This is a genomic window from Chryseobacterium sp. 14P4.3.2, from assembly GCF_057799275.1.
Map to the genome: position 1 here is coordinate 35,638 of NZ_JBYOKO010000001.1, position 15,342 is coordinate 50,979.

The 15,342-nt window shown below is 36.4% G+C and carries 16 protein-coding genes; 13 read left to right on the forward strand and 3 right to left on the reverse strand.

Features of this window, described 5'->3' with window-relative positions:
- The first annotated feature begins 28 nt into the window (after positions 1-28).
- From AC27VX_RS00135 to AC27VX_RS00155, 5 genes are read left to right on the forward strand one after another with little or no spacing between them, the layout of a single operon-like run.
- Positions 29-535: an SH3 domain-containing protein gene (locus AC27VX_RS00135; RefSeq protein WP_488693276.1), complete on the forward strand. Its 507-nt coding sequence runs from the start codon at positions 29-31 to the stop codon at positions 533-535.
- A 55-nt stretch (positions 536-590) separates the two neighbouring features.
- Complete coding sequence (locus tag AC27VX_RS00140) at positions 591-1,025, forward strand: DUF6804 family protein (protein ID WP_300687812.1); 435 nt, start codon at positions 591-593, stop codon at positions 1,023-1,025.
- A complete protein-coding gene (locus AC27VX_RS00145) occupies positions 1,003-1,410 on the forward strand; it encodes a hypothetical protein (RefSeq protein ID WP_236856582.1) in 408 nt (135 codons plus the stop codon). Before AC27VX_RS00140 ends, AC27VX_RS00145 begins: the two co-directional genes overlap by 23 nt.
- 6 nt (positions 1,411-1,416) lie before the next feature.
- Positions 1,417-2,757 carry a BAR domain-containing protein gene (locus AC27VX_RS00150; protein ID WP_488693278.1) on the forward strand — a complete coding sequence of 447 codons (1,341 nt, stop codon included), beginning with the start codon at positions 1,417-1,419 and terminating at the stop codon, positions 2,755-2,757.
- Between the two features lie 8 nt (positions 2,758-2,765).
- Complete coding sequence (locus tag AC27VX_RS00155; RefSeq protein ID WP_488693280.1) at positions 2,766-3,665, forward strand: hypothetical protein; 900 nt, start codon at positions 2,766-2,768, stop codon at positions 3,663-3,665.
- 128 nt (positions 3,666-3,793) lie between these two features.
- On the opposite strand, the gene AC27VX_RS00160 is transcribed toward AC27VX_RS00155, so the two are convergent.
- The 3 genes from AC27VX_RS00160 to AC27VX_RS00170 form a co-directional block, all read right to left on the reverse strand.
- Entirely contained in the window at positions 3,794-4,243 is a 450-nt protein-coding gene (locus AC27VX_RS00160; RefSeq protein ID WP_236856585.1) for a GNAT family N-acetyltransferase, read from the reverse strand.
- Complete coding sequence (yihA, locus tag AC27VX_RS00165; RefSeq protein ID WP_236856586.1) at positions 4,236-4,859, reverse strand: ribosome biogenesis GTP-binding protein YihA/YsxC; 624 nt, start codon at positions 4,857-4,859, stop codon at positions 4,236-4,238. The genes AC27VX_RS00160 and yihA overlap by 8 nt, the downstream gene beginning before the upstream one ends.
- Positions 4,860-4,922: 63 nt before the next feature.
- Positions 4,923-5,684, reverse strand: coding sequence for an alpha/beta fold hydrolase (locus AC27VX_RS00170; protein ID WP_236856587.1), 762 nt, complete (start codon positions 5,682-5,684; stop codon positions 4,923-4,925).
- A gap of 272 nt (positions 5,685-5,956) precedes the next feature.
- Here AC27VX_RS00170 and mraZ point away from each other — a divergent pair, with 272 nt between their 5' ends.
- The 8 genes from mraZ (at position 5,957) to AC27VX_RS00210 (ending at position 15,287) form a co-directional block, all read left to right on the forward strand.
- Positions 5,957-6,415 (forward strand): division/cell wall cluster transcriptional repressor MraZ, encoded by a 459-nt coding sequence (mraZ, locus tag AC27VX_RS00175; protein WP_488693283.1) that lies wholly within the window; start codon positions 5,957-5,959, stop codon positions 6,413-6,415.
- A gap of 47 nt (positions 6,416-6,462) precedes the next feature.
- Positions 6,463-7,356: a 16S rRNA (cytosine(1402)-N(4))-methyltransferase RsmH gene (rsmH, locus tag AC27VX_RS00180; protein ID WP_236856589.1), complete on the forward strand. Its 894-nt coding sequence runs from the start codon at positions 6,463-6,465 to the stop codon at positions 7,354-7,356.
- Between the two features lie 66 nt (positions 7,357-7,422).
- Positions 7,423-7,788, forward strand: coding sequence for an FtsL-like putative cell division protein (locus AC27VX_RS00185; RefSeq protein ID WP_236856590.1), 366 nt, complete (start codon positions 7,423-7,425; stop codon positions 7,786-7,788).
- Positions 7,772-9,763 (forward strand): penicillin-binding transpeptidase domain-containing protein, encoded by a 1,992-nt coding sequence (locus AC27VX_RS00190; protein WP_236856591.1) that lies wholly within the window; start codon positions 7,772-7,774, stop codon positions 9,761-9,763. The genes AC27VX_RS00185 and AC27VX_RS00190 overlap by 17 nt, the downstream gene beginning before the upstream one ends.
- A 56-nt stretch (positions 9,764-9,819) precedes the next feature.
- A complete protein-coding gene (locus tag AC27VX_RS00195) occupies positions 9,820-11,280 on the forward strand; it encodes a UDP-N-acetylmuramoyl-L-alanyl-D-glutamate--2,6-diaminopimelate ligase (RefSeq protein ID WP_488693286.1) in 1,461 nt (486 codons plus the stop codon).
- A gap of 38 nt (positions 11,281-11,318) precedes the next feature.
- The gene (mraY, locus tag AC27VX_RS00200; protein WP_236856593.1) at positions 11,319-12,560 is read left to right on the forward strand and encodes a phospho-N-acetylmuramoyl-pentapeptide-transferase; all 1,242 of its coding nucleotides are present in this window, start codon (positions 11,319-11,321) and stop codon (positions 12,558-12,560) included.
- 87 nt (positions 12,561-12,647) lie between these two features.
- Positions 12,648-13,973 (forward strand): UDP-N-acetylmuramoyl-L-alanine--D-glutamate ligase, encoded by a 1,326-nt coding sequence (gene murD, locus AC27VX_RS00205; RefSeq protein ID WP_236856594.1) that lies wholly within the window; start codon positions 12,648-12,650, stop codon positions 13,971-13,973.
- Positions 13,974-14,048: 75 nt separating this feature from the next.
- Entirely contained in the window at positions 14,049-15,287 is a 1,239-nt protein-coding gene (locus AC27VX_RS00210) for an FtsW/RodA/SpoVE family cell cycle protein (RefSeq protein ID WP_236856595.1), read from the forward strand.
- Positions 15,288-15,342: the final 55 nt, after the last annotated feature.

A 15,342-nucleotide genomic window follows, 5' to 3' on the forward strand; every position in this document is an offset into this window, starting at 1 on the left:
ACTAATATATAACTAAATTTAAATAACCATGAAAACGTTCATTTCTATACTCATTTTATGCATTGGTACACTTACTGCCGGATCTTTCAGTATTTCCGGATCCGAAAGCCCTGATCACGGTGGAAGGTGTACCGGTTCTTCATCGTGCCGTGCCTGTTCCAACTGCTCGGGTTGTGCGCATTGCTCTTCCGGTGGGAGCTGCGGTGTTTGCAAAGGTGATTCTTCCGGCAATAAATCATCCTCAAAGAAAAGTAAATCTACAACTAACAATGGTTCACACTCTACTAAAAAAAAACAATCGTATGGTTCTCCGAAAATTCGGATTGATGAAATCAACATCAATACCAACAACCGCTATTTTGCAGGAGCAGCAATTACCTATATCTATGAAAAGCCTTCTCTAAGTTCTAAAATCATAGAAAAAGTTCCAAAAAACACAGAACTAAAGCAATTATCCAAACAAGACTCCTGGTATAAAGTACAGGCAGGAAAAAACGGAAAAGTAGGTTATGTATATTATAAAGATTTGAAATAACTCAAAAACAGAATATTATGAACTCAGGTCTATTTTTAAATGAACAATTCTCACCATGAAACCTTTTCTTACCTTATGTGCTATCAGCTGTTTCGTGGCTATTTTCAGACTTCCCATAGAATACTATACTATTTTGAGAATTCTTATCTCGATGGGGGCATTACTCATTTTATACAATGCTGTACGATTTAAACAATATTATTTCAGCTTAATTTTCTTATTCATTCTCATTCTTTTCAACCCTGTTTTTCCTATTTATCTTTATAGAAAAAGCATATGGATTCCCATTGATATCATAACCGGGATTCTTTTTCTGCTGATAGCTTTTGCCGAAAAATCAGAGGAAAAAAAAGAAGAAGAAGTCATAGAAACTCCAGAGGAAACTTCAGCCTACCCTGCTCAGCCGAGATTTCATTCCCGGGATATTATTATTAATCCTAAAAAACCAAAAGAAAACGAATCCAACCATGGAAAACATTCAAATCACTGAAAATCTTAAAGCGCATTTTTTGAGGCTTTACCAAATGGCCATATGTGATGACGACTTCAGCCCTCTGGAGTTAAAGATGCTCTATAAACTGGCAGAAGAAAAAGGGATCTCTTCTAAAAATCTTGATGAAATCCTTATGAATCCAATCAATTTAAAATCTTTGCTTCCCACAACTATTGAAGAAAAGATTGACTATTTATATGATCTTACAGTAATGGTGTGGGCAGACGGAATTGTTGCTCCTAACGAATATTCAGCAATGGAAAAATATGTCCTGATGTTTGGTTTTATGGAAGAAAATGTAACGGCCATTGTAGATTATCTCATCGAATCCGTACAAATCGGAAAGAACAAGAACGAAATCTTATATGAACTAAAAAATTAACTCATCATGGATACCATCAGTATAAAAAATTTATTCAAATTAAAATCCGCTCCCATAGAACCCAAGCAGGAACAGCTTCCTAAAAATGAAGTTATTCCGAACGATGATTCTTTAGAAGAAAGCCGGAAAAGAACCTATCACGAATCTGGATACAGAGACAGTTCACGAACCAGCGGAAACCATTCTACCCTATCCATCTGCCTGGATGCCGTTTATTCAAAATTCCAAAATGAAGAAAAGGAAATGGTTGAAAAGCAGACAAAGCTTAAAGAAGCATATGTGAATGAACAGAAAAATCGGGAAACGGAGATCAAAGCTTTCATTGTTTCCCAGGAAACCAAAGATGAGCAATTAAAAACCAAGAATAAAGAAATTGAAAACCATCAACGCATTATTGAAGCTTTAAAAGCTGAGATCATTGATCTTCCAAGAAACCCGGAAAAATATAATGTAAAAGCTTCACGAGGAGCATCTGCAAAATTCTGGATTGGCGCTCTTCTTCTGCTTCCAATAAGTCTGTATCTCCTCACATTCTATATCTCAACATCCTATTCCGCTTTTTTTAAAAGTTTTGATGCAAAAAGCACCGTCATTCAAAGTGTTTTGGATGCACAAGCTCTCAGCAAAGCTTGGAACGAGGGAGCTATTGAAGGCGCCTTTGTGACCTTGATTCCGTTTGTATTTCTTGGATTAGGCTATTTGATTCACATGTTTTGGGAGAATAAAACGAGGGCAAATTACATCAAGCTCGGTTTATTATTTATTGTGACTTTTATTTTCGACTGTATTTTGGCTTATGAAATTGAGTCAAAATTATATGAACTAAATAAAACTTTTGAATCTCTGCCATTTAATCTTAAAATAGCTTTTACCCAAATACAGTTTTGGGGAATTATTTTCGCAGGATTCATTGTCTATATCATTTGGGGGCTTGTTTTCGATTTTGTGATGAAAGAACACCGTGAAAAAGATAAGATCAAAAACGAACAGGAAATCAGACAGAAAAAAGCTGAGTTCTTTCAGGAAAAGATCAATGTCCTTAAAAAAGAAATCGAAGAAATCATCGCCAGTATAGGAAACACAAAAGAATTGATGATTAAAACCCGGGGAAGAATAGAAGAGCTTCAGAATATTATAGACGGAGTCATCATTCCTACCAAAGATTACAAATTGTATGCTTCGGAATATGTTCAGGGCTGGGTTACTTTTATCGGAGAGAAAATTGCGGTTTCAAAAACGGAAAAACAAACCATGATTGACGACTGCATTTCAACATACAATACCAACCTGGAAGCTGTAGGAGCCAACTCTGACAATCAAAATCTAGTGTACTTATCATCATTATAACTTATATTATGAAAAAGATATTCTATTTATTAATGATTATTTCGTTGGCTTCGTGCTGCAAAAACAAAAATGAAGGGACCCATGAAGAAAAAAAAGACTCAATCGTTGTTGACCCAAACAACCTTAATGTCAGTATTTTAATTGATTTATCAGACAGAATTGATCCTGGAACGAATCCAAACCCTACCATGCAGTATTTCCAACGGGACACAGAGTATATCAAAGCCATTGAAAAAGGATTTTCAAGTCATATCAAATCAAAGAAAATCATCACTTATGACGATCAGATGCAGGTTTTCTTCAATCCTGAGCCCTCTGATCCCAAAATAAATGATTTCACGAAAAGCCTTAAAGTTTCTTTTAATAAAAATACTCCAAGAGATTATTTTGATTCCGTGGATAAAAAATATTCACAATTACCTTTAAATATTTATCAGTCTGCCATCAAAGACGGAAAGTATGTAGGTTCTGATATTTGGGAGTTTTTTAAAAATAAAGTCAATGATTATTGTATAAAACAAGATAAAAGAAATATTCTGTTCATTCTGACAGACGGATATATGTATCATGAAAATACCAGGTTTGAAGAAAAAAAAGATAACAAACAAAGAACATCTTATTTAACAACCAAACTCATAAAAGCCAATAATCTGACTGCTTCCGATTTTAAAGAAGTCATTGAAAAAAATGGCTATGGTTTTGTAAAGGCGGATGAAGACTTAAGTAACCTTGAAGTCATCGTACTCGGAATTAATCCTGAAAAAGGCAATCCTTTTGAAGAAGGGGTCATCAAAGAATATTGGGAAAACTGGTTTAAAGAAATGAAGATAAAGAAATATCAGATAAAATCAGCTGACCTTCCATCCAATCTGGAGCCTGTTATACTTAAAATAATCACTGGAAAATAAAAAACACACTCCATATATACTATCATTAAAGGTGAAGAAAAATTCTTCACCTTTTCTTTTTGGGTGTTTTCACTACGTTTGCTTTCCGGTAGATATAAAAAAGGTATCCCATATGAGATACCTTTTATTTATTTTCTGATCATTTCCGTATGCGGAATATTATCTTCCAGATATTTTTTACCCGTATCTTCAAAGCCAAAACCTCCATAAAATCTCAACAGATAATCCTGTGCTGAAATTCTGACTTCAGAAGTATGAAAACGGTTTTCTATTGTTTCCACCGCATATTGTATCAATTGTTTCCCTATGCTTTTTCCTCTTCCCTGTTCTGTCGTAAGGACTCTCCCTATTGAAGTTTCATCAAATTTTATTCCCTTGTCAAAAACACGGCAGTAGGCAAGAACCTCTCCATTTTCTTCTGCCCAGATATGCACCGCTTTCTGATCATAATTATCCAGATCGGGATATGGGCAGTTCTGTTCGATAACGAAAACATCTATACGAGCCTTCAATACTGAATACAGTTCAGGAACCGTAAACTCATCAAAAGTTTTGATTTTCCATATCATATTACTCATCGAAACTTACATTATTATTGATTAAAAAATCGTTTGTTTTTTGTATAAAATTCAGAATTTCATCTCCTCCTTCTTTCTTTTCTGCTGAGGTAACATAAAGCTCCGGCAGGTCTTCCCAGCTCTTGTGAAGTTCTGTCTTATAATCCTCAACATTTTTGATCACTACATTTGGCTTTAGCTTATCTGCTTTAGTAAAAACAATTGAAAACGGAACTCCGCTTTCTCCGCACCACTGAATAAATTCCAGATCAATCTTCTGCGGATTATGTCTTGAATCTACCAAAACAAAAAGGTTCACCAGATTTCTTCTGTTCAGAATATAATTGGTGATCAGTTTTTCAAAATCTTTACGCTGAACTTTGGAAACCTTTGCATATCCATATCCCGGTAAGTCAGTAAGATACCAGTTTTCATTCACTAAAAAATGATTGATCAGCTGGGTTTTTCCTGGGGTTTGCGAAGTTTTAGCCAGGTCTTTATGATTCATCATAGCATTAATCAGTGATGACTTTCCTACGTTAGACCTTCCAATAAAAGCATATTCGGGAATATTAGGTTCCGGGCATTCTTGCCATTTTCCACTACTCTTTACAAACTCTGCTGTCTTAATAATCATTTTGAATGTATTTTAGAAAAATAAACCATTAAGAAAAGCTCCTAATGGTTATTTATTATGTATTTAAACTTTATCTTTTATCCAGTTATACAGAATTTCATTGAATTCATCTGGTTTCTCCATCATGGCTGCATGCCCACAGTGCTCAATCCAGAATAAATCTGAATTTGGAATAAACTTGTGCATATCTTCTGCCACCTCCGGAGGAGTTACATTATCCTGTTTTCCCCAGATCAGACAGGTAGGTGTCACTATCTTTGGAAGATCGTTCAACATGTTGTGTTTGATGGCACTTCTGGCCAGCATCACCGTTTTTATTCCTTTCATTCTGTCATTCACCACTCCAAAAACTTCATCTACAAGGTCTTCTGTCGCAATCTTTGGATCATAGAAAACCTCTTCTGTTTTCTTTCTGATATAAGATCGGTCATTTTTCCTTGGAAAACTGTCTCCGAAAGTTCTTTCATATAATCCAGAGCTCCCTGTCAAGACAAGATTTTTCACCAAATCCGGTCTTGCCAAAGTTAGAATAAGTCCTACATGACCTCCCATTGAGTTCCCTACAATGCTCACAGGACCTGAAATATGACTTTCTATAAACTTGATTATATATTTTGCGATAGTGGTAAGATTCGTATTGAGTACCGGCAGATCATAGATCGGCAATTGAGGAACATATACTTTGAAACCTCTATCCGAAAAAAAATCTACCATTTTATCGAAATTACTCAAACCACCCATTAACCCGTGCAATAGCACTAATGGATGTCCTTCTCCCGCCTCTACATAGGAATATTTCTTTTCTTTTTTTGTACTAAATATCATAAAACGCCTTAATAAAGCTCTGCAAAAATACAAATTAAACCTCAAAAAAATTTTGATTATCCTAATTTAAGATAAAAATAATATAATATTCCCCTTTTTAACTTTTTTTTTCAAAACGACTTTATTATGCCTCAAATACCACTTTTAACAAGTCTCTACATACCAGTATTTTACATTATTTAAATTCAATCTTTAATAAAACTTATTAACATTGAGTCAAAAAGTGGGAAAAAGTGGGAAATTTTGGAAATTATTATATAAATTTGTCCCAAATGAAAAATTTCATTGGAACATATGAGTGCAAAATTGACGACAAAGGCCGCTTAAAAGTTCCCTCATCTTTAATCAAACAGATGGAGAACTTCGAAGACAAGGCATTTGTAGTCAAAAGAGCTGTGTTCCAACCTTGTCTGGAAGTCTATCCTATGAATGCGTGGGATAAACTGATGGGCAAAATTAATAAACTGAACAGATTCATAAAAAAGAATGCTGATTTCATACGAATGTTTACGGCAGGAGTAAAAATTGTTGAATTGGATAATGCAGGAAGATTACAGATTTCCAAAGACCTGACGAATTTCGCAAATCTTCAGAAGGATATTGTGATCACCAGCGCAGGAGAACTCTTTGAAATTTGGGATAAAGAAGCCTACGAAGAGGTAATATCCACCAATGAGACTGATTTTGCAAGCCTGGCTGAAGATGTAATGGGATCTTTCGATGAAGAATAACTGTATTGGTTATTAATAATTTTATTAAATAAAAAACACAATTAAGCATGTATCATAACCCCGTTTTGTTGAAGCAGAGTGTAGATGATTTGGTGACGAATCCTGACGGAATATATGTGGACTGCACTTTTGGAGGTGGAGGACACTCAAAGGAAATTTTGAGCAGACTTTCAGACAAAGGAAGACTGTTCAGCTTTGATCAGGATCTGGATGCACTTAAAAATACAATTGATGATCCCAGATTTACATTAGTTAATCAGAATTTCAGATTTCTTGAAAACTCATTACTGATGTATGGAATTTCGCAGGTTGACGGTGTTTTGGCTGATCTGGGAGTTTCTTCTCACCAGTTTGATGAAGCAGACAGAGGATTTTCTACAAGAAGCAATGCTCCTTTAGATATGAGGATGAACGTTATGCAGGGACTGGATGCCAAAAGAGTAATTAATGAGTATGGAGAAGAAGAACTGGCTGATATTTTTTACCACTACGGAGAATTAAGAGAAGCAAGAAAACTGGCAAGAGAGATTGTACATCACAGGAAAACAAAAACCATAGAAACCACAGAGGATTTGAAAAAGCTTTTCAGCTATATTCCTCCTCATAAGGTTAATAAATTCTATGCGCAGCTTTTTCAGGCAGTAAGGATTGAAGTGAATCAGGAACTTGAAGTATTAAAAGAAATGCTTGTTCAGGCTTACAATGTTCTAAGACCGGAAGGAAGATTAGTAGTAATCTCTTACCACTCTCTGGAAGATCGCCTGGTAAAAAGATTCCTGAAAAATGGCATGTTTGAAGGAGAACCGGCAAGAGACATCTATGGTAACTATAAAAAGGCATTCGAATTGGTAAAGAGTAAAGCGATCATTCCTGATGACCAGGAAATCGAGGAAAACTCAAGAGCAAGAAGTGCTAAAATGAGAACAGGAATAAAAATATAAATGGTAAACGATATTTGATAAATGATATGAACTATCAACCGTCAACTGTCGATCCCTTACAATAACTTGGCAAAAAGAACAACAAATCGCCCCCAGAAGAGACTCACTTTTATAGACATTATAAAAGGAAATTTTCTGAATCGTGATGAGATCAAAATACATTACAGGTATTTTCTCTTGTTGTTTGTGTTGATGATGGCTATGATATATACGAACCATCTCGTCAATAAAAAAATCAGAATTGTAAACGCCTTAAAAGAAGAGACGGAAGAATACAAATCACGAAACGCTTACGCCCAAAGTAAGCTGATAAAAGTAAAAATGGAATCAGAGTTGGGGAAAGAGGTAGCACGGGATTCATTAATGACCCTGGAAAACCACCCTCATAAATTGCTAATAAAACTGGACAGTACAGATGCAAAAGCAAAATGAATACGACAATAAACGTAAAAAAACGTTAAGATGGGGCTACCTCTTCGCAGTGGTAGCTTTGTGCGTGTTTGTAATGTTCTTGGCAAGGATTGTAATCCTTCAGAACACCAATGTCCAGGAAATCAAAGATGATTACATTAATAAAAATTACCGGGAAGCCACTTTAAAGGCTGCCAGAGGTAATCTTTTTGCTTCAGATGGTTCTATTCTGGCTACCACTGTAATGCGTTACGACATCTACCTTGACTTCAAAACTATGAAGGACACGGTCTACAGTAATAATATTGGTGCCCTGACAGATTCTTTGAGCAAAATGTTCGGAAAATCAAGAGGAGAATTCAGACAGAAGTTCGACGAACAGAAGAAAAAGAAAAACCAATATTACACCCTTGTAAAAGGACTTGATTTTGACGAATACGACAGAATCAGAAAGTTCCCGATCTTCAAAAGAGGAAAAAACAAAGGAGGGTTTATTGTTGACAGAAACTACAAAAGAGAGCTTGCTACTTCAGAAATCGGAGCCGGTACAATCGGTATTGATAATGGAGAACTTAAATCCGGACTGGAAGGAGCTTTTTCAAAATATCTGACAGGTACTGACGGCAAAAGACTGGAGCAAAGAATCAATTCTTCCCAGTGGAAGCCAATCGACTTCTGGAAAGTTAAGGAACCTGTGGACGGAGAAGATGTTTACACCACATTAGACCTTAGAATTCAGGACATTGCACATTCTGCTTTGGAGAAACAGCTTATTAATTTTGAAGCAAAACACGGCACTGTAATCGTAATGGAGGTTGAAACCGGAAAAGTACGTGCTCTGGTTAATTTAAGAAGAACAGAATCCGGAGATTACGAAGACTCTTACAATTATGCCTTAAAAGATAATATCGAACCGGGATCTACTTTTAAAACCATTTCGCTTTTAGCGGCAATGGATGATGGATTTATTGATGAGAATACAACGGTAAATGTAGGAAACGGAGTTTGGGTATATGCCAAACAGAGAATTTCCGACGGACACGGTGGAGGAATCTATGACATCAGTGATGTACTGGCCAAATCCAGTAACGTAGGAACCTCAAAGCTGATCACAAAATATTATGCTGAAAAGCCACAGATTTTCCTTGATCACCTGAAACGATGGAAATTATTCGATAAGATGGATATCGAGCTTCCCGGAATTACAAAACCGAAGATCGTAACGCCACAAAACAAAAGATGGAATGCAGCAACATTGGCTTCTATTTCTTATGGATATTCTTCCAATATAAACCTATTACAGCTGACCACTTTCTATAACGGAGTTGCCAACGGAGGAAAAATGCTTAAGCCTTTATTCATAGATAAAATCATGAAAGACGGAAAAGTAATGTATACCGCTAAACCAGAAGTAATGGTTAATAAAATGGCATCAGAAAAAGCCATTAAAATGATGACAAGTGCTCTGACTAAAGCTGTAGAAAAAGGAACGGGACGAAGTATTTTTACTCCGAACCTTAAAATGGCAGGAAAAACAGGAACCGCAAGATTCGAATATTGGCTGCCTGGTCCTATGAAATACAGAGCTTCATTCGCAGGATTTTATCCGGCAGATGCGCCCAAATATACCTGCTATGTAATGGTGAGTGAGCCCAATACAGCAATAGGATTTTATGGAGGTCCCGTATCAGCACCGGTATTTAAAGAAATTGCAGGAAAAACATTCCTGAAAACGCCTCAAAACATTGAGAAAGAAATGCTCGTAGACAAAAAGGTAAACCTGAGCAAAATGGTAGAACCTAATGTAAAAGTAGCAGTAAACGATAAGCAGATGCCAAACGTAGTAGGATTAATCGGTAAAAATGTAATCCCGCAATTGGAAAACTTGGGATACCGTGTCGACTATAAAGGAGTAGGAAGAATCAAAGAGCAATTCCCATTAGAAGGCACAACAATAAGTAAAAACCAGAGAATTTATTTATCTCTGCAGAATTAAAACATAGTCCCTGAGGGACGATTAAAAAAAGATAGAACAAGGTTCTATTGATAAAAATGATAATAACAGAATTAGTAAACAGAATCCCAGTAATAGAAATCCACGGTGATACAAACCGTGAGGTTGCTGAGCTGGTGATTGACAGCAGAAAAGTTACAGAGAACTCTCTTTACATCGCTATGAGAGGAACAGTTGTGGATGGTCACTCATTCATCACTTCGGCTATTGAAAAAGGAGCAACTACCATTGTTGGTGAAGAATTTCCCGAAACTTTTGCTGAACATGTAACTTATATAAAAGTAAAAGATTCATCTAAATCTTTAGGTCACTTAGCGTCCAACTTCTATGGAAATCCTTCTCAGAAATTGAAACTGATAGGCGTTACAGGAACTAATGGAAAGACTTCTGTGGCTACCCTGCTTTTTGATGTCTTCAAAAACTTAGGTTATGACTCTGCTTTACTTTCAACTGTTGAAATAAGAATAGGAGAAGAAATCATTCCCGCTACTCACACTACCCCTGATGTTATCACTATCAACAGGATTTTAGCAGAAGCTGTAGAGAAAGGATGTGAATTTGCTTTCATGGAAGTAAGTTCTCACGGAATCGCTCAAAACAGAATCGAGGGGTTACATTTCCAGATAGCAGGTTTCACTAATCTTACTCACGATCATTTAGACTATCATAAAACATTTGAAGAATACTTAAAAGCAAAGAAAAGATTCTTCGATCAATTAGATGATACTGCCATCGCCATCACGAATGTAGACGATAAAAACGGTAACGTAATGCTTCAGAATACCAAAGCAAAAAAGAAATCATATGCTTTGAAAACAATAGCAGATTACCACGGCAAACTTTTAGAAGTAGATTTCAACGGAATGCTGCTGAACTTCAACGGAAAAGAGTTCTGGACTACTCTGACAGGTAAGTTCAATGCATATAACTTATTACTGGTATTCGGAATTGCTACTGAACTTGGTTTCCAACAGGATGAAATTCTTCAGGCTATGAGTAAGCTGAAGAGAGTTTCAGGAAGATTTGAGACCATGAAATCTGATGGAGGAATTTTCTTTATCGTTGATTATGCACACACTCCAGATGCATTAGAAAATATACTGGACAGCATCAATGATATCAGAACAAAAAATGAAAGACTGATCACTGTTTTTGGATGTGGAGGCGACAGAGATCACTCCAAAAGACCTGAAATGGGGAATATTGCCACTAAAAAGTCAACATTGGCAATCATCACTTCAGACAATCCCAGAACAGAAGATCCGGCACAGATTATTAAAGAAATTGAAGCAGGCGTTGAACCTCAAAACTTCAGCAAATACACTTCAATTCCGGACAGAAAAGAAGCCATTAAAATGGCGATAAAGTTTGCAGAACCTAAAGATATTGTTTTAGTTGCCGGAAAAGGCCACGAAAACTATCAGGAGATAAATGGTGTGAAACATCATTTTGATGACAAAGAAGTAATTAATGAGCTTTGGAAATTAATGAGTAAGTAAAATAAAACTATCACTGATCATTATTAACAATTGAAACTATGCTATACTATCTATACGAATATCTAACTAACCATGGAATTCATGTTCCGGGACTGGGAATGCTTAAATATATTTCCTTTCGTGCCGGAATGGCTGTACTGTTTTCACTCATTATTGCTCTTGTTTTCGGAAAAAGAGTCATCAATTATCTGAGAACAAAACAAATGGGAGAATTGGTACGTGACCTTGGACTGGATGGTCAAAAGCAGAAAGAAGGAACTCCTACTATGGGAGGTCTTATTATTATTCTGGCAACCATTATTCCGGTATTGTTATTTACCAGGATCACCAATGTGTATATCGTTTTACTTGTGGTTTCGATGCTATGGATGGGGGCTATTGGTTTTGTAGACGATTATCTGAAAAAAGTTAAGAAAAATAAAGACGGTCTCAGCGGGAAGTTCAAAGTTGTAGGACAAGTTGGTCTAGGATTAATTGTCGGAATTACAATGTATTTCCATCCCGATATCACTGTAAAAAGAAAATATGCAGATGCAAAAGTAGTGAACAGGAACAATGTAGAGCAGAACTTTATGCCTACTGAAAAAATTACCGTTTCCACGGTCCCTTTTGCAAAGAATAACGAATTCGATTACAGCGGAATTTTGTTTTGGATGAATGATAAAGATGCCCACGAATGGGCATGGATTGTCTTTATCCCTATTGTTATTTTCATTGTGACAGCCGTTTCAAACGGAGCGAATATAGCCGATGGAATAGACGGGCTGGCAGCCGGAACCAGTACAGTCATCCTGCTCACACTGGCCCTCTTTGCCTACATTTCCGGAAACATCATCTTTGCAGACTACCTCAATATTATGTTCCTCCCGAATATGGGCGAAACCACCATTTTTGCAGTAGCAATGGTAGGAGCAGTTATCGGATTCTTCTGGTACAACACTTATCCGGCTCAGGTTTTCATGGGAGACACAGGAAGCTTAATGCTGGGAGGTGTCATTGCTGTTTTAGCAATTATTTTAAGAAAAGAATTACTAATTCCTGTACTGTGCGGAGTCTTCTTAATTGAACTTGTCTCTGTGATCCTGCAGGTTTGGGTATTCAAATACAGAAAAAGAAAATACGGGTTAGAATATGCCCAGAACAATAGACTATTCAAAATGTCACCATTACACCATCATTATCAGAAAGAAGGGTTCCACGAAAGTAAAATCGTGAACAGAATGATCATCATTGGCGTAATACTGGCAATTGTATGTCTGATCACACTGAAAATGAGATAATTTTTGTGAAAAGTAAAAAATATTAATGTAAAAAGACACCAATACATTATATGTTTTACATTTTACATTTTACAAAAAAGATTAAATATGAAATTAGTTGTTTTAGGAGGTGGAGAAAGCGGATGCGGCGCTGCTTATTTGGCTAAAAAGAAAGGTCTGGAAGTATTTCTTTCAGATAAAGGAGCCATTAAGGATGACTATAAGCAGTTCCTTACTGATCATGAAATTGAATTTGAAGAAGGAAACCATACCGAAGAAAGAATTTTAAATGCCGACTGGATTGTAAAAAGCCCGGGAATTCCTAAAAAGGCAGAAATTATCCATAAAATTCATGAGAAAGGAATACGGCTTTCTTCTGAAATTGAATTTGCTTCTGAATTTACAGACGCAAAGATTATCGCTATTACAGGAAGTAACGGTAAAACAACAACCACTTCCCTGATCTACTATATCCTGAAAAATGACGGATTAAACGTAGGCCTGGGTGGAAATATCGGATACAGCTTTGCAAAACAGGTTGCTGATGAAAACCATGAATATTATGTCCTGGAAGTAAGCTCTTTCCAGCTGGATGACATTCAGAATTTCAGACCTTATATTTCTTTATTGTTGAATCTGTCAAAAGATCATCTGGATCAGTATAACTACAACTATGAAGAATATGCATTAGCAAAATTCAGAATCACTGAAAATCAGGAAAATGACAATTTCTTCATCTATAACAAGGATGATGAAATGAGTAAAAATCTTCTTGAAAAACTTGAAATAAAGGCTAAAATGGTTCCTTTCTCTACAAAAGAGAAACTACCTGAAGGAGGTTTTGTGAATGATGATCAGATTGTGGTAAAAATGAAAGATGAATTCTCAATGAAAGTTGAAGAATTATCTCTCCTTGGAAACCACAATGTAGCCAATAGCTTAGCTGCATCTATTGCCGGTAAGATATTAAAAATAAATAATGAGAGCATCAGACATTCATTAATGACCTTCCAGGCTGTTGAACACAGATTGGAATTGGTTACTGAAATTGACAGTGTAAGATACATCAATGACAGTAAAGCAACCAATGTCAACGCAACGTACTATGCTCTGGAAAGTATGAAAACCCCTACCGTATGGATTGTGGGTGGGTTGGATAAAGGGAATGACTATACCGAGATTGAAGATTTAGTCAAAAGAAAAGTAAAGGCAATTGTTTGTCTGGGAATTGACAACAAGAAGATAATAGATTTCTTTAAAGACAAGAAAGAATTTATATATGATACCTCAAGCATGGAAGAAGCAGTGAAAATTTCAAAATCACTCGCTAAAAAAGGAGATACAGTTCTTCTCTCTCCATGCTGTGCAAGCTTTGATTTATTCAAAAGCTATGAAGACAGAGGGCGTCAGTTTAAAGAACAAGTATTAAAATAAATGTAAAAAGTACTAATGTATTAATGAGCGTGTAACTCATGAATTCATTTTACATCGGTACATGAATACAATATTATGGACGAACAGAACACAGAAAGCAGATTTGAGTTTCTAAAGGGCGATAAAGTACTTTGGATGGTCATCCTTGTGATTTCCATCTTCTCTATTTTCCCTGTATATTCTGCAAGTTCAAATCTGGAATATATTGTCAATAACGGGACCACTACCGGTCACGTTATCAAGCATATGTTCTTTGTAGTCCTGGGTCTTGGAATCATGAGACTGGTAGGGACTGTAAAATATGAATACATAGGAAAGCTCAGCAGTATTCTGCTCGGGCTGATGATTGTTCTATTGATAGTCACCATGTTTACCGGACAAACCATTGACGGAGCCAGTGCTTCCAGATGGCTTAAAATTCCGGGTACACCAATTTCATTCCAGCCTTCATCATTTGCATTCTTAATGTTGATCATTTATCTGTGCAGATATTTGACCAAAAAGATAACAAGAGAGAGGCTTCCGATAGAGAACATCATGTATATCTTCGGGCCTATCCTGCTTGTTTTCGTATTGGTAGCAAAAGACAACGGGTCAACCGCCTTAATGATTTTGCTGGTTTCAGTCATTGTTCTGATTATAGGACAGCTACACTGGAAGTATATTGCAGGATTTATTTCCGCATCATTTGTGGCCATCGTATTCTTCCTGTTAATTGCTTTAAACACCAATATGATCGGAGGGAACCGTGTACATACATGGATGAGCCGTATCGAAACATTTACATCAAGTAAAGCAAAAACAACGGATAGCGATGACGAAAGCATCAAAGCCAAAAATTATCAGGTAATGCAGGCCAAAGCCGCAATTGTACATGGTGGAATTACAGGAATGGGACCCGGAAAAAGTGCCTTAAAGCAAATGCTTCCACAGTCTGCCTCCGACTTTATTTTCGCTGTAATTGTAGAAGAATACGGAGTAATTGGTGCCACTTTTCTGATCAGTTTGTACCTGATCATGATGATACGGATTGTAATGATTGCCAGTAAAATGCCGGCATTCTTCGGCTCACTCCTCGTGCTCAGTCTCGGGGTAATGATTTTTATACAGCTTTCCGTAAACATTGCCGTTGCAGTGAATCTTATCCCGGTAACCGGACAGCCACTGCCATTGATAAGCTACGGAGGAACCTCCATGCTGGTGACCTATTTACAGTTAGGAATTATCTTAAATATAAGTTCCAGAATTCAGATTTATGATGAAGAAGGAATGGGAAAAAAACAAAGTATAGCAGAGATAAACGATATCGCATAATATCAAAGAGTCCCAAAAAGAAGATTTAACAAAAAATCGGACGCAGTCCTATTAA